At 61.1% G+C, this 17,899-nt stretch carries 16 protein-coding genes, 1 pseudogene and 1 other annotated feature; of the genes and pseudogenes, 12 read left to right on the top strand and 5 right to left on the bottom strand.

Going from position 1 to position 17,899, the window contains the following annotated elements:
- Positions 1 to 668: 668 nt before the first annotated feature.
- Positions 669 to 1,427, bottom strand: coding sequence for a class I SAM-dependent methyltransferase (locus OKW41_RS01465; protein WP_429571292.1), 759 nt, complete (start codon positions 1,425 to 1,427; stop codon positions 669 to 671).
- A 196-nt stretch (positions 1,428 to 1,623) separates the two neighbouring features.
- Between OKW41_RS01465 and OKW41_RS01460 the strand changes: the two genes are divergently transcribed.
- Positions 1,624 to 2,172 (top strand): hypothetical protein, encoded by a 549-nt coding sequence (locus OKW41_RS01460; RefSeq protein ID WP_429401207.1) that lies wholly within the window; start codon positions 1,624 to 1,626, stop codon positions 2,170 to 2,172.
- Positions 2,173 to 2,361: 189 nt separating this feature from the next.
- On the opposite strand, the pseudogene OKW41_RS01455 reads toward OKW41_RS01460, so the two are convergent.
- Positions 2,362 to 2,502 (bottom strand): annotated as a pseudogene (locus OKW41_RS01455) (YbhB/YbcL family Raf kinase inhibitor-like protein); the annotation flags it as partial.
- Between the two features lie 50 nt (positions 2,503 to 2,552).
- Here OKW41_RS01455 and OKW41_RS01450 point away from each other — a divergent pair.
- Both OKW41_RS01450 and OKW41_RS01445 read left to right on the top strand, forming a co-directional pair.
- Positions 2,553 to 3,790, top strand: a protein-coding gene (locus OKW41_RS01450) for an IS3 family transposase (RefSeq protein ID WP_246530497.1) whose coding sequence is annotated in 2 segments (ribosomal slippage) — positions 2,553 to 2,856 and positions 2,856 to 3,790 — 1,239 coding nt in all. Because the reading frame shifts where the segments join, the coding sequence is not laid out codon by codon here.
- Positions 2,843 to 2,959, top strand: a sequence feature (AL1L pseudoknot). (Overlaps the previous gene by 117 nt.)
- A gap of 139 nt (positions 3,791 to 3,929) precedes the next feature.
- Positions 3,930 to 5,309, top strand: coding sequence for an IS4 family transposase (locus OKW41_RS01445; protein WP_429571291.1), 1,380 nt, complete (start codon positions 3,930 to 3,932; stop codon positions 5,307 to 5,309).
- 48 nt (positions 5,310 to 5,357) lie between these two features.
- Here OKW41_RS01445 and OKW41_RS01440 read toward each other — a convergent pair whose 3' ends face one another.
- Positions 5,358 to 5,921 carry a site-specific integrase gene (locus OKW41_RS01440; RefSeq protein WP_429571290.1) on the bottom strand — a complete coding sequence of 188 codons (564 nt, stop codon included), beginning with the start codon at positions 5,919 to 5,921 and terminating at the stop codon, positions 5,358 to 5,360.
- Between the two features lie 345 nt (positions 5,922 to 6,266).
- Here OKW41_RS01440 and OKW41_RS01435 point away from each other — a divergent pair, with 345 nt between their 5' ends.
- From OKW41_RS01435 to OKW41_RS01405, 7 genes are all read left to right on the top strand, one after another.
- Entirely contained in the window at positions 6,267 to 6,710 is a 444-nt protein-coding gene (locus tag OKW41_RS01435; protein WP_429571289.1) for a hypothetical protein, read from the top strand.
- Complete coding sequence (gene ligD, locus OKW41_RS01430; RefSeq protein WP_429571288.1) at positions 6,623 to 8,125, top strand: DNA ligase D; 1,503 nt, start codon at positions 6,623 to 6,625, stop codon at positions 8,123 to 8,125. The genes OKW41_RS01435 and ligD overlap by 88 nt, the downstream gene beginning before the upstream one ends.
- Positions 8,126 to 8,539: 414 nt before the next feature.
- Positions 8,540 to 10,063 (top strand): IS21 family transposase, encoded by a 1,524-nt coding sequence (gene istA, locus OKW41_RS01425; RefSeq protein WP_429571429.1) that lies wholly within the window; start codon positions 8,540 to 8,542, stop codon positions 10,061 to 10,063.
- A gap of 5 nt (positions 10,064 to 10,068) precedes the next feature.
- Positions 10,069 to 10,857 carry an IS21-like element helper ATPase IstB gene (gene istB, locus OKW41_RS01420; protein ID WP_429571136.1) on the top strand — a complete coding sequence of 263 codons (789 nt, stop codon included), beginning with the start codon at positions 10,069 to 10,071 and terminating at the stop codon, positions 10,855 to 10,857.
- Between the two features lie 308 nt (positions 10,858 to 11,165).
- Positions 11,166 to 11,603 (top strand): DUF29 domain-containing protein, encoded by a 438-nt coding sequence (locus OKW41_RS01415; RefSeq protein WP_429571287.1) that lies wholly within the window; start codon positions 11,166 to 11,168, stop codon positions 11,601 to 11,603.
- A 64-nt stretch (positions 11,604 to 11,667) separates the two neighbouring features.
- Positions 11,668 to 11,904: a hypothetical protein gene (locus OKW41_RS01410; RefSeq protein ID WP_429571286.1), complete on the top strand. Its 237-nt coding sequence runs from the start codon at positions 11,668 to 11,670 to the stop codon at positions 11,902 to 11,904.
- Positions 11,905 to 12,041: 137 nt separating this feature from the next.
- Complete coding sequence (locus OKW41_RS01405; protein WP_429453761.1) at positions 12,042 to 12,218, top strand: hypothetical protein; 177 nt, start codon at positions 12,042 to 12,044, stop codon at positions 12,216 to 12,218.
- Between the two features lie 85 nt (positions 12,219 to 12,303).
- Here OKW41_RS01405 and OKW41_RS01400 read toward each other — a convergent pair whose 3' ends face one another.
- Entirely contained in the window at positions 12,304 to 13,230 is a 927-nt protein-coding gene (locus OKW41_RS01400) for a MerR family transcriptional regulator (RefSeq protein ID WP_429571285.1), read from the bottom strand.
- A gap of 14 nt (positions 13,231 to 13,244) precedes the next feature.
- Positions 13,245 to 14,162 (bottom strand): Ku protein, encoded by a 918-nt coding sequence (locus OKW41_RS01395; RefSeq protein ID WP_429571284.1) that lies wholly within the window; start codon positions 14,160 to 14,162, stop codon positions 13,245 to 13,247.
- 193 nt (positions 14,163 to 14,355) lie between these two features.
- Between OKW41_RS01395 and OKW41_RS01390 the strand changes: the two genes are divergently transcribed.
- On the top strand, positions 14,356 to 14,568 hold the full coding sequence (locus tag OKW41_RS01390) for a hypothetical protein (protein ID WP_408258917.1): 213 nt from the start codon (positions 14,356 to 14,358) through the stop codon (positions 14,566 to 14,568).
- 660 nt (positions 14,569 to 15,228) lie between these two features.
- Entirely contained in the window at positions 15,229 to 17,679 is a 2,451-nt protein-coding gene (locus OKW41_RS01385) for a filamentous hemagglutinin N-terminal domain-containing protein (protein WP_429571283.1), read from the top strand.
- Positions 17,680 to 17,899: the final 220 nt, after the last annotated feature.

The following is a 17,899-nucleotide window of genomic DNA, read 5'->3' as shown; positions in this document are numbered from 1 at the left end:
TCCGAATCAATGGAGGTACATGAATGGACGCTCCACACACGATGCACGATGCGCAAGCTCGCCGTGCACTCCACGCAGATCTTGCCAAGTTCAACTTCCGCGTTCACCAGCCTGACGATCCACCACTGTTCACGCGCTCGCCGACATCCACGATGCAGACCGTACTGTGGCGCGGCGACGACATGCAAGCGCTGCTTGCACGGCTCGGCGCGGAAATCGACCTCGCGCCTGGTGGGCAGCGCCGGACGCTTCGGCTTCACAATCCAGGCTTGCCTTTCGGCACGACCCCGACGTTCTGGGCTTCGGTGCAAGTCAACTTGCCAGGCGAGGTCGCGACCTCCCGCCGGCATCGATCACGACGTTCTGGCGTCGAACCTGACCGTCGACGGGTCACACGCGCACAAATAAACTTAGCATCGTTCTGTCGCAAGCTTGAATGGCCGCTCCAGGGTGCGAGCTCAGTCGTCTCCTTCTGGGCCGCCCTCTGCCCATCGCGGCCGACGGCAGGCGTCCCCGCTTCTGCCGATTGTCTGAGATCCACGACTGGCCGTTTCTCTGCGCGATGGACACTGTTGCAAATCGGCTGCTTTGCGCTGCATCAAAGCGGCTTGAACGCAAGCATCTGCCAAGCCCAACGCGGGCATACCGCGGAACAGCCCCTTGGCGTTTCAGGCAACCGGCTTGCGCCACACGCTGGCTAGCCACGGCTGCCGCTCACGCGGCAAGCCGGCGGGCCGGTAATAGTGCTCAATTTCGACGAAGCCTGCGTCCGCCATATATCGGCGCCATGCTTCGAGGTCATGGAAGACGCCGTAGCGGCCGTGGCTCCAGCCTTCCTGATTCGTGCCGCGCGGGTTGGAGCTGAACAGTACGCCGCCGGGCTTCAGCGTCGCGTGCAATTGCCGCAACCCGCGCGGCAACGCCTGACTCGGGACATGGAACAGCGCGGCGTTGGCGAAAATGCCGTCAAAGTGCGCGGCCGGCAAATCGAGATGCAGGAAATCCTGCTGCCAGACGTCGCAGCCAGTCGCGTCACGCGCCATTGCAACGAAGCGCTCGGCGCCATCGAGGCCGACCGCGCAATGGCCGAGTGTAGTGAAGGCCTTGAGATCTCGCCCCGGCCCGCAGTCGAAATCCAGGATCGTAAGAGGCGGCTCGACTTCGATATGGTGCAGCAGCGCCGCGATGTTCTGCGTGACGTCGTGGTCGGTGAGCGTGAGTCTGGGGTGCCGCCGTGGGCACGCGGCCCGCGAGGCGAATGCGCTTGCAGAACGCGCATGGCCACGCCTCGCGCAGGCGGCTATGGGCGACGCGCTGCGTTCGGCCAGCCGCCCAATGCAGCGTGAGCGCGCGCGCCGTGACGTCGTTGCGGATTTCGTCAGGCGTATTCCGAGCGTGGTCGCCGCTTCTTCGCGCACCCGCCACACGCTTTCTGATATCGATATCGCGTCGAGCGGTGGCGACAGGATGACGGCGGTTCTGCCGTTTTTGCGAGTTGCGACGGCAGGTCTTTTCGATTCCTGGCCGTGGCAAGGTTCTTTAGCTTCCGCTCGCACGCCATTGCGCTCTCGCGTCCCACGCACTTTAAAATGGCTTAATCGAATTACCGACGGATATCGTTAGATGAAAGACGCTTTTGAACGACGCGCGTTGCTGCTGCATCTCGGCGACGCGTTGCAAGCAATCGCTGCCGCGCTCGCAACCAACAACCCGCGCGACACAGTGCGCGATCTATTGGACGCTGACGCGGCTCTCGCCACCCATGCATGGCTAGCCGCCGTACCGCCCGATATGGAGGTCGCGGAGTTCGCGAAGCGCGTTAGCGCGTCGTTTGCCGGCTGGCCCGCACAGTTGCTGGAAGCGCAGGTGGACTATAGGCAACTGGCATTTGCCGTACGGAGCAATCTGTTCGCGAACGACCCCCCAGGCTGGCACGCGTATGTCGGGGCACTGACGCGCGAGGTGGAATGGTTCGGCGATGCACTACCCGCTGCTTCGGAGACGACCGGGCAATCACGTGAAGCGGGCGACGACGATTCGCCCACGTCGGACACCTCCGACATCGAGACCGCCAAAGCGGAGCGTGGCGGAGAAGCGGGCGACGCACAGCGCGAGAGTGTCGAAAGCAACGGACGTCTTTATCCGTCGTGGCCGTGGAAACCCGGCGGGTGATGTCAACGCCGCATCTGACGCATTGGAGATGGCGAACCGTGCGCAAACGCTGTATGGGATTGAAGTTCACCTGTCGGCTGCCTCGCCGAGTTTGTAGCCTTGAAACGCCTCGCGCCAATCGATGACATCTGCGCCAGGCATCGACGCGGAATCGACAGTCCCGGGCAAGTAGCGTCCAAGGTCCGCCTGTTACTTCTGGAATGTGCCGAGCAGTTCGGTGTGTGCCACGACATGACCTTCCATTGCCTTTTCCAACGCCGCCTTTGTGGGCTTGTGAAGATCGGGCAGCACGGTGTCGAGCGCATACAGCTTATGGAAATACCGATGACGTGAACCGGCCCGGGATTTCCGGAGGCTCCACTTCTTGAGAAAATGGAGCTATGGAAAACACCAAGAAGAAGTCCCCAAGGTACTCGCCGGAAGTTCGTGAGCGGGCTGTGCGAATGGTGCTGGAACACCAGGGCGACCGCGAATCGCAATGGAAAGTGATCGCGTCGATCGCAGCGAAATTTGGCTGCTCGGGTGAAACGCTGCGTAGCTGGGTGCGCAAGGAAGAGCGGGATCGGGGTTTGCGCCCGGGCACAAGCACGCAGGAGCAGGATCGGCTCAAGGAACTGGAGCGGGAGAACCGTGAGCTGCGCCAGGTTAATGAAATCCTGCGCAAGGCGTCAGCATATTTCGCACAGGCGGAGCTCGACCGCCGACCGAAGTGATGATCACGTTCATCGATGATCACCGGCACGTCTACGGGGTCGAGCCGATCTGCAGGGTGCTGCCAATTGCCCCGTCGACGTACTACACGCATGTGGCCCGCCGCGTCAATCCAGGCCTGGTGCCGCCGCGGGCCCAGCGCGACAGGATGCTCAAGGATGAGATCCGGCGCGTGTGGGAAGAAAATTTCCAGGTGTATGGCGCAGACAAGGTCTGGACGCAATTGAAGCGGGAAGGCATTGTCGCGGCGCGCTGCACGGTCGAGCGGCTGATGAAGCAGATGGGCCTGCGCGGTGTGGTGCGGGGCAAGACGGTACGCACGACAGTGAGCGATGGTTCGACGCCGTGCCCGAAGGATCTCGTGAACCGGCAATTCACGGCCGAACGGCCCAATGCGCTGTGGGTGTCAGATTTTACCTATGTATCGAGCTGGCAGGGCTTCGTCTATGTCGCGTTCATCATTGACGTGTTCGCCCGACGCATTGTCGGCTGGCGTGTGTCGAGCTCGGCGCGCACGGACTTCGTTCTGGACGCACTGGAGCAGGCCTTGTACGAGCGACAGCCGGCGCAGCAGGACGGGTTGATACATCACAGCGACCGCGGCGTGCAATACGTATCGATCCGCTATACGGATCGGCTGGTCGAGGCTGGCATTGAGCCGTCAGTGGGCAGCGTGGGCGACTCCTACGATAACGCACTGGCGGAAACGATCAACGGCTTGTACAAGGCAGAGGTGATCCATCGCCTCGGACCATGGCGCAATCCGCAGGCCGTTGAAATTGCGACGCTCGAATGGGTCGACTGGTTCAACAATCGTCGGCTCTTCGGCCCCATCGGCAACATTCCACCTGCTGAGGCAGAAGCCGCTTATTATTCAAAACTCGCTGGGTCCGCCATCGCGGCGTGACTCAAGCAAAACAGCCTCCGGGAAACCCCTCAGGATTACCCATAAGTCGCTCGCGACTGTGCGATTGAAGGGCGATGGCTTGTAAACGGTGACGACCGATGTTAACTTTGATCCGGTTCGTGATCTGTGATGTCGGGCATTGTCGGACACATCTGACCTTGATGATTGGGCAAATGAAGAGTTTGGCGCCGCCGAGCTCGGCGACGCTCGCCTGACCAGACGGCTCGTGACGCTGGCACGCAAGCTTTCGTTGGGCCCACATTGCTCTTTTCCGCAGTCGTTCAATGGTTCGGAGCTGAAGGCGGCATATCGTTTTTTCGACAACCCGCACGTGGATGTCGATGGCGTGCTGGGTGGGCACATCGGTCAAACGCTGTGTCGTATGCAACAGGTGCCAGTCGTCCTTGCTGTTCAGGACACCACCGAGTTCAATTTGTCTCATCTGCGGGCAACCGAAGGTCTGGGATATGGCTCCGATCCACATGTGCGTGGTTTCCTGATACACAGTCTGCTTGCGCTCACGCCAGAGGGGCTGCCACTCGGGGTGATCGGGATGAAGACCTGGATACGCAGGCACGAGGAGTTGGGCAAGAAACATCTGCGTGGGCAACGAACCGTACAACAGAAAGAGAGCGCGAAATGGCTCGAAGGCATCGAGCAACTGGGCGTACTCAAGACGCACTGTCCGTGCACGCATGTCATCGGCGTGAGCGACCGTGAAGGCGATGTCTATGACGTGTTCCTGGCGCAGCGGCCTGCCGGTGTCGACTGGTTGGTGCGCGCGTCGTGGAACCGACGCGTTGCTCACCCCGATCGATATTTGTGGGAAACCGTGCTGGCCTCGCCAGTGCTTGTAGAGGCGCAACTGCAGGTGCCTGCACGCGAAAACCGCCAGGCACGCACCGCACGGCTGGTTGTGCGCTGCATGCCCGTACGCCTTCGTCCGCCGCAAAATCGTCGTCGCGAGAAGCTTCCCGAAATTGAAGTGTTTGCAATTCATGCACAGGAAACGAACTTGGACGAAGGAGCAGAGCCATTGGAATGGCTTCTACTGACTTCGGTGCCTACGCAAACACACGCAGAGGCCCTCGAGCGTCTTGCATGGTATGCGCGCCGATGGACGATTGAATCGTGGCATCGTGTGCTTAAAAGTGGCTGTCGCATTGAAGCCCGCCAATTTGGCAATCTCGATCGATTCGTCCGCGCCACCGCATTGTTCGCCGTCGTAAGCTGGAGGATCCTGTACTCCATGTTGCTTGCCAGGCTTGATGGCAACCTGCCATGCGAAGTATTGCTGCAGCCAATCGAGTGGCGAGCCCTCTACTGTCGTACGCATGGCAGTACCGAAATACCTGATAAACCGCCGTCACTCGCGCAGGTCATCTTGTGGATCGCCAGACTCGGCGGATATCTCGCTCGAAAGCATGATCGTCCACCTGGTCCTACCGTCATCTGGCGTGGATTTCTTGTCCTGCACGAAATCACGATGATGTACCGAATATTCAGGCAAAACGAATAGCACCATCACATTACTTGTGGGTAATCCTGAGGGGAAACCCGGGGCGGTTCACATCGATACCCGGGACCAGCCTTGCAATCGTCTCAGTGCAAAAAAGGCGTCGACCTGTTCGAGTCGCATCTCGCCGATGCTGCTTCCTTGCTCGCTGAGCCAGGACAAAAACGCCTGAACGTGCCAGCATCGATTGTGGATCGTGTGTGACGACAGGCCGCGCTCCTCGCGCAAGTAGCTGTCAAACCGTTGAACAAGATCGCCGAACGGCGGCGTTTCAGGTTGCTGCTCCTGTAGTCGTCCCAGGAAGCGAAGCCAGGCCGTAGCGGTCCGAATAAACCGTTCCCGCGAGAACCTTCCCGTCAGGATTCGCTGATGCCGTCGCTGGTAACGAACCCAGCGATCGGCCGCCATCTCGACCTCCGCAGGCGGAATCAATCGCCCGTTGTCGAGCGCGATACGCTGGGAGATAGCCACGAGCTCAGGTGCAAGGCCCAACAACGTTGAATGGGCTGCACCACCCTGTGCGCAGTGGGCCAGATAGCGTTCTCGATCATCGGCCGATGGACCATTGCGATGACGAGCCAGTACACGAGGGTAATGAAACAACGTACCGAACATGATCGGATCTCCGAGTTATCCTTCGGATCTCCGACGCTACTCCGACGCCGATTTATGTGGCCTTCAATTGGCACGCGCCGCTGACGAACCTCGTCCCGTCCCCGCAAGACCACATTTGAGCCAACACCACATATCGCGACAAATGAGTTCGATCACATTTGATGCGGGAAATCTGCATGTCCGGTTCGATGAGCGGGGTGTGAAAACGGAGCAACGGTGAGGTTATTCGGGCACCGCCAGACGAAAGAGGCGGCAACAGACAAACCCAGCCTAAAGCCACCGCGTCACATCTCGACTCTACCGAATCCGGCAGCTCGCTGTCAGGGACGCGCGGCGTGGTCGGGATTGAAAGGCAACACCGCGAAAGGTGCCTTTTCAAGTTCGACGGCTACCCGGGTGATGACCCGCATTGCGCGGGGGGCAGCGCAGATCTTTACGCGTAACGGCCACGACTGGACATCGCGCATGCCGCGGCTGGCCGATGCGTGCAACGAACTGCAAGTCGACGATGCGTGGCTCGACGGCGAAGCGGTCGTGCTTGATTCCAGCGGGCGCCCCGACTTCAACGCGTTGCAAAACGCGTTTGACCGGCGCAGCACCGCTGAAATCGTCATGTTTGTGTTCGACATCCTCTGGCTGAACGGGACGGACCTTCGCGAGCAGCCGTTGCGATCGCGAAGGGCGCTCTTCTGCGTGAACTGTTGGAAGGAGCGACGTCCGACCCCATCCGCTTTTCGGAAGACTTTCCGCAGGACCCTGTGTCTCTTGTCGCCTCCGCATGCAAGATGAAGCTCGAAGGCATCATCGGCAAGCGCGCGGACGCGCCTTATCGTTCAGGCCGCTCGACGGACTGGATCAAACTAAAGTGCCGCGCCAGACAGGAGTTCGTGGTCGGGGGCTTCACCCGTACGAAAGGGGCGCGGGCGGGCGTGCATTCGCTGCTACTGGGCGTGCATGAAAAGGACGGCTCGTTGCGCTACGCGGGCAGAGTAAGACCTTACTTTTCCTCCCGCGCTGCGTCCGCGTTTCTTGTGCGAGCAGAACCCCTGCGCTGCGCACAGACAGCTTTTTACGATCCACCGCAGCCAGAAAAAGAACGGGATCATCTATGGCTTAGCCCGTCGATCGTCGCTGAGTGCTCGTTTCTCGAATGGACGCCAGGCGGCGAAGTGCGTCACCCCGTCTTTCATGCGGTCCGTGACGACAAGGCGGCGTCATCGGTTACGGAAGAACCTATGGTTGCCGTGGAGTACGACGAGCCAGTGGAAGCCGACGCCGGCTCTACCCGGGAAGTGGCGGGCGCCAAGGGCGCGGTGAAGATCGGCAACATCCGGATTACCAATCCGCAGCGGGGTCTGGACGAAGTCACTGGCCACACCAAGAAGGAACTGGTGGAGTATTACGCCGCGATCGGAGAATGGGCGTTGCCTCATCTGCATAACCGTCCGCTCGCGCTCGTGCGTGCGCCAGACGGGATCAAGGGCGAGCTCTTCTTCCAGAAGCACAGCGAGAAAGCGCGGATTCCCGGCGTAGTCGAACTACCTGCCGAACTACACCCGCGGCACCCTCCGTTACTGGTCGCCGGCAGCGAAGAAGCCTTGATCGGGTTGGCACAACTGAATGTCATTGAGATTCACACGTGGAACGCCGTCGCGCCCGATCTGGAGCACCCCGATCGCATCATCTTCGATCTCGATCCGGACCCGGCGCTGCCGTGGGCGGCGATGCTTGAGGCCGCCGAACTCCTGAAGGTCGTCCTTGACGAGATCGGCCTGCGCTCGTTTCCAAAGACGAGCGGGGGCAAAGGCTTTCACGTCGTTGTGCCGTTGACCCGCCGTCAGGGGTGGAGCGAAACAAAGGCCTTCGCTCACGCGGTCGCTCGGCACATGGCGCGGGTCGTGCCGCAGCGTTTTTCCGCAGTGCTCGGGCCCAGGAACCGCGTTGGCAAGATATTCATCGACTACCTGCGCAACAGTCGCGGAGCAAGCACTGTTGCGGCCTTCTCGGTCCGCGCCAGGTCAGGGATGGGCGTATCCATGCCTGTCTCGTGGGACGAACTGAAAGAGGTGAGCCGCGGCGACGAGTGGACGATGAAAAAAGCGGTCGCGCGCCAGCGGTCGCTGGAAGTGGACCCGTGGCTGGGCTACTGGCAGACGCGACAAGGCATCACCGCCGCCATGCGACGCGCCGTCGGGATGCAGTGAAACCGCAAGTCCCGCTAGATGCATTATTAGGCGGTGTTTCCCATGATATTCTTGGTGCACTTGTACACCACTTATCAACGGCTATGAACGAGGTTTCTGATAACACCGTTGCGTTGCGCACCCTCATTGAACAGGCAGGCCTTACGCAATGTCACGGATCGGCGTAATGAGGCCATTTCGGGATCGGCGTAATCGAGCCACCAGATGATCGCCGTAATCGAGCCAGTGCAGGATCGGCGTATTGGAGCCACTCGATGATCGGCGTATAGGAGCCACCTCAGGATCGGCGTAATCGGGCCACTTGACCGGCTCGTTGTTATGTCGGGCTGCAGCCCGAAACGCATTTCGAATTTCCGTAACCCGGTACCTTCGGATTCTTTGCCCGGAGGGCCGATGAGTAACAGGAGGTTCGAAGTGTTTGAGTATCGACAGGTTCTGGCGCGTATGCGTCAGGGCGATTCCGACCGCGACATTGCCGGCGCGCGCCTGATGGGGCGCAGCAAGCTGAAGACCGTACGGCAGGTCGCGCTCACCCACGGCTGGCTCGACCCAGGCAGGCCCTTGCCAGACGATGCCGAGCTCGCGGGCATCTTCGGCCGTGACCCGAAGGTGCCGCGTAGCCGCATCTCCACACTCGAGCCGTTTCGCGATCTGTTGCGCGGCTGGTTCGACGCCGACGTACAAGGCACTACGATCTTCAGTGCGCTGCAACGCAACCACGGTTACACCGGCAGCTATTCGGCAGTGCGCCGCTTCCTGCTGCACTTGAAGGCCGAGCGCGGCGTCACCGCAACGACGATCCTTGAGTGGGCGCCAGCTGACGCCGTGCAGGTGGACTTCGGCTCGGGGCCAGCGCTCACGCACGAGTCCGGCATCCCGCTCAAGACGTGGTTCTTCGTCATGACCCTGTGCTGGTCGCGGCATCAGTACGCCGAGATCGTACTGGACCAGACGGTCGAGACATGGCTGGCCTGCCACCGGCGTGCGTTCGAATGGTTCGGTGGTTGTCCAGGCCGCGTCATCATCGACAACGCGAAGTGCGCGATCATCAAGGCCTGCACGTACGATCCCGAGGTGCAGCGCTCGTATGCTTCGGCTGCCGAAGCATACGGTTTCCGGATCGACGCATGTCCGCCACGCGACCCGCAAAAAAAGGGAATCGTTGAATCGGGCGTCAAATACGTCAAACGATCCTTCGTGCCGCTGCGCGAGTTCCGCGATCTCGCCGATGCCAACCGGCAGTTGCGCGACTGGGTGATGCAGCAGGCCGGTGTGCGCGATCACGGCACGACACGTGAACAGCCATTGACGCGATTTACGATCGAGCGCCCGCTGCTCACGCCGCTGCCCGATGTGCCGCCGGTGCTCGCCGTGTGGAGCGAGGTCAAGGTGCATACGGATGGACACGTCGTCTACAGGAAGGTGTTGTATTCCGTGCCGTTCACGCTGGTGGGCAAGCAATTGTGGCTGAAGGCGACCGACACAGTGGTGCAGGTGTTCCACCGGCATGAACTCGTCGCAACACACGTGCGCAAGCGCAAGCCCGGCGATCGCTCGACGGTACGGGACCACCAGCCACCTGAAGCACAGGCCTGGCTTGAGCACAACCCGCAGTGGTGTCTGGCCCGGGCAAAGGAGATCGGGCCAGCCTGCCACGCGGTGATTCTCGCGCTGTTCAACGATACGGTGCTCGTGAACCTGCGCGGCGCGCAGGGCATCGTGCGTATGCGCGAGAAGTACGGCGATGCACGACTGAATGCCGCCTGCGAACGCGCGCTCACGTTCGCCAGCCCGAAGTACCGCACCATCAAGACCATTCTCGACAAGGGGCTGGACAGCCAGCCTGCGGCGGCCCCGGCGCAAACGCCGGCACCCGCCGACACCTATCTGAACGGCGGCCGCTTCGGCCGCGACCTCCAATCTATCCTGCTGCATTGAACATCATGAATCCGAGTCCAGAACTGAATTCCATCCTCAAGCAATTGCGCCTCTCGGGCATCCTCGACTCGCTCGAGCAGCGCAACCGGCAGGCCATCGACGGGCAGCTTGCCTACACCGAATTCCTCGCCATGCTGTTGCACGACGAGGTTGCGCGGCGCGACCAGAAGAAACTCGGCGCGCGGCTCGCCCGCGCCGGCTTCGCGCTGGGCAAGACGCTCGAGAGCTTCAACTTTGACCTGCTGCCCAAGCTCAATCGGGCGCACATTCACGATCTGGCCACGGGCCGCTACATCGACGAGAAGGTCTGCATTCTGATGGTCGGCCAAACGGGCGTCGGCAAGTCGCATCTGGCTCAGGCCCTGGGCCACTGCGCGGCCCGCCAGGGGCGCGACGTGCTGTTCATCACGCAGACTGACCTGCTCAAGAAGTTGCACGCCGCGCGCGCTACCGGCCTGTACGAACGCAAGTTCCAGCAGTTCGTGCGCGTGCCGCTGCTGATCGTCGATGACTTCGCGCTCAAACCCCTGCATCCGCCCCACGACGAAGACTTCCACGATCTGATTGCCGCCAGGTACGAGCGCGCGGCGTCAGTCTTGACTTCAAATCTCGACTTCAGCGAATGGGGCGACGCGTTCCCCGACAACCGTATCCTCGGCGCCGCCACGCTTGACCGGCTACGCCACGGCGCCTATCGCGTGGTGATCGAAGGCGACAGCTTCCGCAAGCCCAAACCAATGCCTGAAAACAGCGAAAACGCCGTTGCAAAATCTGGCAAAAAACCGCATTCTTGAGTCCCTTCGAAATCGCGTTTCGGGGCCACTTCTGGTGGCCTCATTATGCCGATCATCACCGGCTCGATTACGCCGATCCGTGACACGCAAGCCGATGCGCTCGCGGCGCTGAACCGGGGGCAAGCGTTTCCCATTGCGCTATCGACGTGGAAGGCGTATCTCGCGGCGCCCGATAGCGCCAGGCGTCGAGCATGCCCGAACAACGTTCTGGAGCATGCGCGGAAGACGCTAGCGAAGGCTTCGAAAGGACGTTTACATGGTGCACTTGTGCACCGATAATCTAACCATTGTCTCGATATGGAACGGTCATGGGAACGAGATACGAACAGGACGTGGTGGCATGGGCAAACGAGCAAGCGGCACTTCTGCGCGCTGGCAAGCTGACTGCCATCGACGTTCAGCACATCGCAGAGGAGATCGAAGACGTGGGCAAGAGCGAACAGCGCGAGTTGGCAAGCCGTATGTCGGTCCTGTTGGCTCATCTGCTGAAGTGGAAGTTTCAGCCGTCACGTCGTAGCAAGAGCTGGCAGTTCACAATCCGCACGCAGCGTAAGGACGTGGCCTACGTTCTGGACGAAGCGCCGAGCCTTCGCGGCAAGTTCAACGACGCGGCGTGGCTGGATATCGTTTGGTCAAAGGCGCGCAGCATTGCAAGCAATGAAACGGGGCTCGACCTTGACGTGTTCCCGGAAGTGTTGCCGTGGTCCGTCGATGAAGTGCTCTCGCAAGAGTTTCATCCTGAATAATGGAAAACCGGCAAGTTCGCGCCGAGCGCACCGAAGTCGTATTGACGTTTTCATAGTGGAAAGCATGGCAACGCCCATCGACATAGCACACCGTTGGCGGCAAGAGAATGGATACGTCGGTCGCGGCGGTGTGGTAGTGCTGTTCGACGGCGAGGTTCAGAGCTGGGTGAACAAGCTCCGCAATCCCGAACACTGGCAACCTGGATGCATTGCGGTAGATGAGCAAGGTCACACCTGGACCGCTATCGCGGGCAGCGAAAGGAACGGCGCGCTGATGTGGCTCGCGAGTCACGAACTGTAGGAAGACATTTGGCGCGCGAGCGAAAACGGATACGGCCCGAGGCTCCGGAATTCGGCCCGCGAGGTGGCTACATCGTCGACCCGGACTTCGAGTAGGAAAAACCGCGAACGCGGCGCAACGATAGAAAAGGACGAAGAATGATTATCAGGATTGAGGTTTCGGACGCGGACCTTCAAGCGATGGAATGTGACTCGCTCGATGAATTCGAGGAACAGATTCGCAATCAACTCGATAACGGCGTTGTGACAAGCGACGGCGGCGCTGGAGCCGACTGGATGGCTGAGTACGATCTTGAAGTTATCAAGGTCGACTGAGTCGGGTAGGAAACGACATGATGAGAAAGCGGGGGCGCCGTGGGAATTGACTCATTCGCCGGGGTGGCATATCGGCAGGGGAGTCTCACCCATTGGAGCGGCGCCATGCGCTCAGGTGACGGATAACGGCTCGCGTGTCCCCTCTCTGCTCGTGCAGCTCGGTGAGGTGGCGCAACGCTTCCTCGTTTCCCGGGTTGATGTCGAGGCAGCGGGCGTATGCCTGCATGGCCTCCTCGTAGCGCCTGAGCTTTTCAAGAAGCAAAGCATGCTCGAAGGCTGCCTGGTCGTTTTTCTCGTTGATTTCTACGCAGCGCAGATAGCTGGCGGCCGCATCTTCGAGCCGGCCCATTTCTTCAAGCACCACTGCGCGGTTGGCGTGCAACAGTTCGGCATCCGCGAAGTGTTTGAGAGCCTCATCGAACACCTTCAGCGCGTGTCCGCAGCGGCTACTATCGCCGGCGAGCAAAGCGCCCAGATTGTTGTACGCGTGAAAGTCCGGCTCCGGTGACAGTTCGATCGCCTTGCGGTACGCGGCCTCGGCCCCGACCGCATCCGTAGCCTGTAGTTGCTCCGCAAGCGAATACCAGTCTTGCGCCTGCTTTCTCCGTGCGCTCTGGCTGGTTGGCGCCCTGTCCAGAAAGGTCACGTCGCCTTTTACGTCCGCAACCTCGAAGTCGAGCAGGAGTTGTCCCGATACAGCATCCCACTGTGCCGCGCCCGCTGTGACGGCCACCGCGTCACCGACTGCTGTAATGCGCACGCCGGACAGGGGCGCCACGTCGGGTAGTTGGTCCTTGATTCGTGAAAGCGCCTGCAGGACGCGACGAGGAGGTATCCGCGATCCGCGAAGCTTCAGCGCCGTGCGAAGCAGGACGACCTCCCTGAAAGTGAAACGCAGATCGTTACGCGCGCCACGTGACGGCTGCACGAACCCGGCATCGATGAGAATCTGCAGGGCGCGGCGGGAGACGCCCAGAAGCGACTGCACCTCCCGGAGCGAGAAAGTATGCACGGCAGACCCGCGCGTCACCGTCGGCCCCGTGCCTTGGCGGGCGCTGCAGTCGCCGCCTCCGCCTTCTCAGCACGCTTGACGGTCTTGCGCGGCTTGGCGGGGAGTTCCGCGACGGGCGCCGCTGGCCGCGCACGGGAAGGCGTGGGAGTGCGTTTCGCGTTTCGTGCCAAGCTGGCGCGCAACGCTTCCATCAGGTCGATCACCTGACCGCTGTCCGTCGCCGTCTCTTCCTGCAGCGTCACGATCTGCTTACCTGCAATCTTCGCGTCGATCGCTTCCAAAACGCGCTTCTTCTCCTTGTCCTCGTACTGGCCCGGCTCGTAGCTATCGGCTTCGCCCTGCTCAATGATCTTCAGCGCAAGCTGCAACTCGTTTTCCGTGACAGGCGCGTCCTCGATGTCCAGGTCTTTAAGCGAACGAACCGCGTCGCCCCAGAGCAGTTGCTGGAAAACGAGTCCTTCGTCGGTTGCCCGTACCTGAACCATATGGGTTTTGCCCTTCCAGTTCCAACTGGCAAGTGCGCAACGCTCACTCGCGAGAAGAGCCTTCTTAAGCAGGCTATACGGCTTACCTCCGCGCTTGTCGGGCGCGATGAAATACGCCTTGTCGTAGTAGACGGGATCGATTGACCGGTCGGGCAGAAAGGCCAGAATCTCAACGATGTGACTCGGGCTTTCCTCGAGCGCCTTCAGTTCGTCCTTCGTGAAGACGACGAACTTCTCCTTCTCAAACTCGTAGCCTTTCTGCATATCGGCGCGCTCGACCACCTTTCCCGTTGCTTTCGACACGTACTGCTGCTGGACGCGGGAGCCGTCCGGGGCGAGCAGATTGAAGCTGATAGTCTCGGACGCTGAGGTCGCTGAGTACAGGCGCACAGGAATGGACACCAGTCCAAACGAAAGTGAGAGTGATGCAATCGAACGGGCAGCCATTTGCGTCTCCCGATTGAACAGAAGAAAGCCGGGCACTACGGCCGGCGCGCGGGGTTTGAGCCATGCGCCAAGATTAGCACTTCAACCTCCGTTCTCGGCTCACCGCCGGGTCGCTGTGCCGAGCAGTTCGCACCCGCGCTGTATCGGGTGCAGACATTGCTAGGTTTCAGATCACCAAAGAAAAGGAGGTTATATGGCAGACCAGCATAAGCCGGGCGAGACCGTGAAAACATCCGGTATCTACAAGGTCGTGAAGGAGGGTGGCGGTGGCCCCGAATTCGAAGTCACGTGCGTGGAAGGCGAGCACTTTCCGCCGACGCGTTCGGGGAAGGGCGCGCATTACGAACTCGTCCATGGTGCGACCCATTCTCATAAGCACAGCGAACTTGGCAGCGGCGACAAGTAAGAAAGCTGTCAACCGTCGGAGCTAGCGTGAACTATAAAAAGAAGTTCACGAGGGGAGGTCGCCATGTGGATATGCAACGGCTGCCGAATGCTGACGGCGCTGGAAGTCGCGGAGCCACAAATGGACGACGAGGGGCTTTACTTCACATGCCCAGTTTGTCACCGTCGCAATCCGTTGGTGGCCCTCCCGCGAAAAGATCCCGAAGATCCGTTGGATCTGGAGCAAGTCCGCGAGTAAGACATTCCCCGCTTACTTAGTGCCGCTCGTCCCGTCTGGGTGGAGTCAGGTCTTGGTCGCGCAGTTCCGTAATCGGCCAGGAAGTGTCATTCGCCGCTACTGTTGACCAGACATTTAGACGTCGGTTCTGCAGCCGCCAGCGGCCATTGGCCACCGGAACACAACTGATCTTCCTGGTCCGCCTTCTTCGGGTTCGGTATATCTACAGCCTTGGTTTGGACCTTCCCTTGTTTCCCTTATGGTTACCGCGTTCTGACCTGGCGAAGTGGCACAAAAGTCCCCATAAGAAGGTGCCAAACGCTGAGATATCGGCATGCATGCGCGACGCCAACTGCTATTCTTCAGACACGGCGACTCACGCGTCTCCGGTCGGCTCCGCGGGTCGTTGGTGGCCATTCCGCATGCATGCGGAAAGGGGGCTGTATGTCACGTCCAGAACAACTTCGGTCCGCGCGATGCGCACCCCATCGTCAACAGTCAAACCGACGCCTCTGGCTCGCCATTGGCATTTCGCTGGCTGGGCTGTCCCTGACACCCGTGGCGTTCGCGGCGGGCAGCCTGCCGCAGGGCGGCCGTTACGTCGCCGGCACGGGCACGATAGCGGGCGCGGGCAACAGCCTCGTGATCACCCAACCTGGTTCGACCCGCGGGGTAATCGACTGGAACACCTTTTCGGTCGGCGGGAACAACAGCGTTAGGTTCGACAACGGCACGGGCGCAACCTTGAACAGGGTCACGGGCGGCTCGCCGTCGGCCATCCTCGGCAGACTCGGTGCAACCGGCAGCGTGTATGTGATCAATCCGCAGGGCATCGTCGTGGGGCCATCGGGCGTGATCAGCACGGGAGGCCGTTTCGTCGCGTCTACGCTCGATGTCTGCAACTGTGCGTTCATGAAGGGTGGCGCGCTCACGCTGTCGGGAGATTCGAATGCGAGCGTGATCAACCTCGGCAAAATCAGTTCGAGCGGCGGCGATGTGTTCCTGATCGCGCGACAGGCGGTCGTCAACGCGGGCACTATCAAAGCGCCTGCCGGCACGGTGGAACTGGCGGCAGGCGGTCAGGTGCTGTTGCAGGACTCGACCAGCAGCAGACAGGTTTTCGTGCAGACGGGCAGCGATGGTTTGGTCGTCAACGGGGGACGCATCGCAGCCGCCCAGATCAGCCTCCAGGCCGCCGATGGCAACGTGTATGCGCTCGCCGGCGGTGGCGCGCGCATCCGCGCGACGGGCACGGCGAACCGCGACGGACATGTGTGGCTCGTCGCCGACAGCGGCCGGGTCGAGCAGTCGGGCGTGATCACGGCCAGGAACGCCGACGGCAGCGGCGGGACGGTCGATACTGACGCGGCACAACTGGCGTTCGGCGCCAAGGCAGCGGTCCATGCGGGCGAATGGAATCTCTCGACGCCTGCATTCACGATCGATCATTCCGCTGCACGCGCACTGCGTCGCAGCCTGAATTCGGGCACTTCTGTCGATGTCGCCACGACAGGCGCGATGGGCACAACGGGCGATATCGATGTCGCCTCGAACCTGCGCTGGCGCGGTCCTGCGTCGCTGACGCTCGCCGCATACCGCGACGTGTCGGTCGAGAGCGGCGCGACGATCGCGAACAATGGCGCGGGCAATCTCGGCTTGCGCGCCGACGCAACCGGCATCAACAACGGCGGCGGCGTCGTGAACAACGGCACGCTCGACTGGTCGAAGAGCACCGGTGCGCTGAGCGCTTTCTACGACATGAACGGCACCTACGTTGCCGGTACCCTGCTGAGCAACCCGGCGTGGACGCCTCCAGCCTTCAGCGGCCTCGTTACGCAGATCACCGCGTACAGGCTTGTGAACTCGCTGACCGATCTGTCGAACGTCGCCAACGATCTCACCGGAAACTACGCGCTCGGCAAGAATATCGATGCGAGCGCGACGAGCAACACGCCATTCGTTCCGATCGGCAACGTCGACACACGTTTCACGGGCCAGTTCGACGGACAAGGCAATACGATTAGTTCGCTCACGCTGGGCGAGTGGGTGGGTACCAGGGCCGAACGGCCACAGATGGGCATGTTCGGTGTGATCGGCACCCAAGGTGTCATACGCAACCTCGACGTTTCGGGCACGGCGAACCTGTCTAACGTGAGCGTGGACCTCGAGTACCCAACCCTCGATATGGGCGTACTCGCCGGCGCGAACTTCGGTACCGTCCTGCGCGTGAGCACGTCCGGCACGGTGGTGGTGAACAGCAGACCCGAGGCCGCTGTTATGAGCGACGGTTCGATAGCCGGTGGGCTCGTGGGCGCTAACGCCGGCTCAATCCAGCGTTCTTCGAGCAGCGCCGCCGTGACCGCGGGGCATGTGCTCGGTGGTCTGGCGGGCGCGAATAGCGGCCTGATCAACCAGTCGTTCGCCACGGGTCCTGTCGTTTCGCTGAGTTATATCAATGAGGGCGGCGGCGGCCTTGTCGGCGATAACAGCGGCACGATCAACCAGTCTTATGCAACCGGCTCGACAACGCTTCGGGGCTATTGCCGAGGTGCTTTCGGTACGCCATGCGGTGGCGCGGGACTCGTCGTTACGAACGAAGGAACGATCAGCCAGTCATTCGCAACCGGCCTCGTGACGCAGCCGTTGTATGGACCGATCGGTATCGCGCGGGCCAATACCGGCACGATCGGGAACGATGTGTACTGGGACACCGACACCACGACCGCCACAGTCGGCGTCGTGTACGGCACGCCGATTCCCGCGGCGAACGGGCTGACCACCGCGCAGATGAGCACACCGGCATCATTCGTGGGTTATGACTTCAGTCCGACGGGGGTGCGGGCGATGCCTGCCGGCGCGACGCATCCGGTGCTGCGCTGGCAACTGGCGCAATGACAGACGTGGAGTCAGCCATAGGGCTGTAAGCGGGTTTTCGACGCGGGATCATCTTGCCCACATATTTGCTTCAAGGCGCAGCCCGAATTCGGCTCAACGTTCGGACGATCTGTTGGATTCGTTGGCCCGGGTTCGGCCAATTCGAACACGTCGGCCCAACGTCACTGCCTAGTGTCCCCGTTCTTTCGGCATCAGGCGCGGTGACGGAGCGCATTTGATT

It is taken from the genome of Paraburkholderia sp. UCT70, assembly GCF_050434085.1.
Lineage (GTDB): Bacteria > Pseudomonadota > Gammaproteobacteria > Burkholderiales > Burkholderiaceae > Paraburkholderia > Paraburkholderia tuberum.
The sequence above is the reverse complement of the archived record's forward strand: the minus strand, read 5'-3'. Positions and strand labels throughout refer to the sequence as shown.

Bases quoted from the DNA above. Each gene is read 5' to 3' on its own strand.
- OKW41_RS01460 (WP_429401207.1), top strand. From the start codon at position 1,624: ATGAAAGACGCTTTTGAACGACGCGCGTTGCTGCTGCATCTCGGCGAC.
- OKW41_RS01440 (WP_429571290.1), bottom strand. From the start codon at position 5,921: ATGTTCGGTACGTTGTTTCATTACCCTCGTGTACTGGCTCGTCATCGC.
- istB (WP_429571136.1), top strand. From the start codon at position 10,069: ATGAATCCGAGTCCAGAACTGAATTCCATCCTCAAGCAATTGCGCCTC.
- OKW41_RS01415 (WP_429571287.1), top strand. From the start codon at position 11,166: ATGGGAACGAGATACGAACAGGACGTGGTGGCATGGGCAAACGAGCAA.
- OKW41_RS01410 (WP_429571286.1), top strand. From the start codon at position 11,668: ATGGCAACGCCCATCGACATAGCACACCGTTGGCGGCAAGAGAATGGA.
- OKW41_RS01405 (WP_429453761.1), top strand. From the start codon at position 12,042: ATGATTATCAGGATTGAGGTTTCGGACGCGGACCTTCAAGCGATGGAA.
- OKW41_RS01395 (WP_429571284.1), bottom strand. From the start codon at position 14,162: ATGGCTGCCCGTTCGATTGCATCACTCTCACTTTCGTTTGGACTGGTG.
- OKW41_RS01390 (WP_408258917.1), top strand. From the start codon at position 14,356: ATGGCAGACCAGCATAAGCCGGGCGAGACCGTGAAAACATCCGGTATC.
- OKW41_RS01385 (WP_429571283.1), top strand. From the start codon at position 15,229: ATGTCACGTCCAGAACAACTTCGGTCCGCGCGATGCGCACCCCATCGT.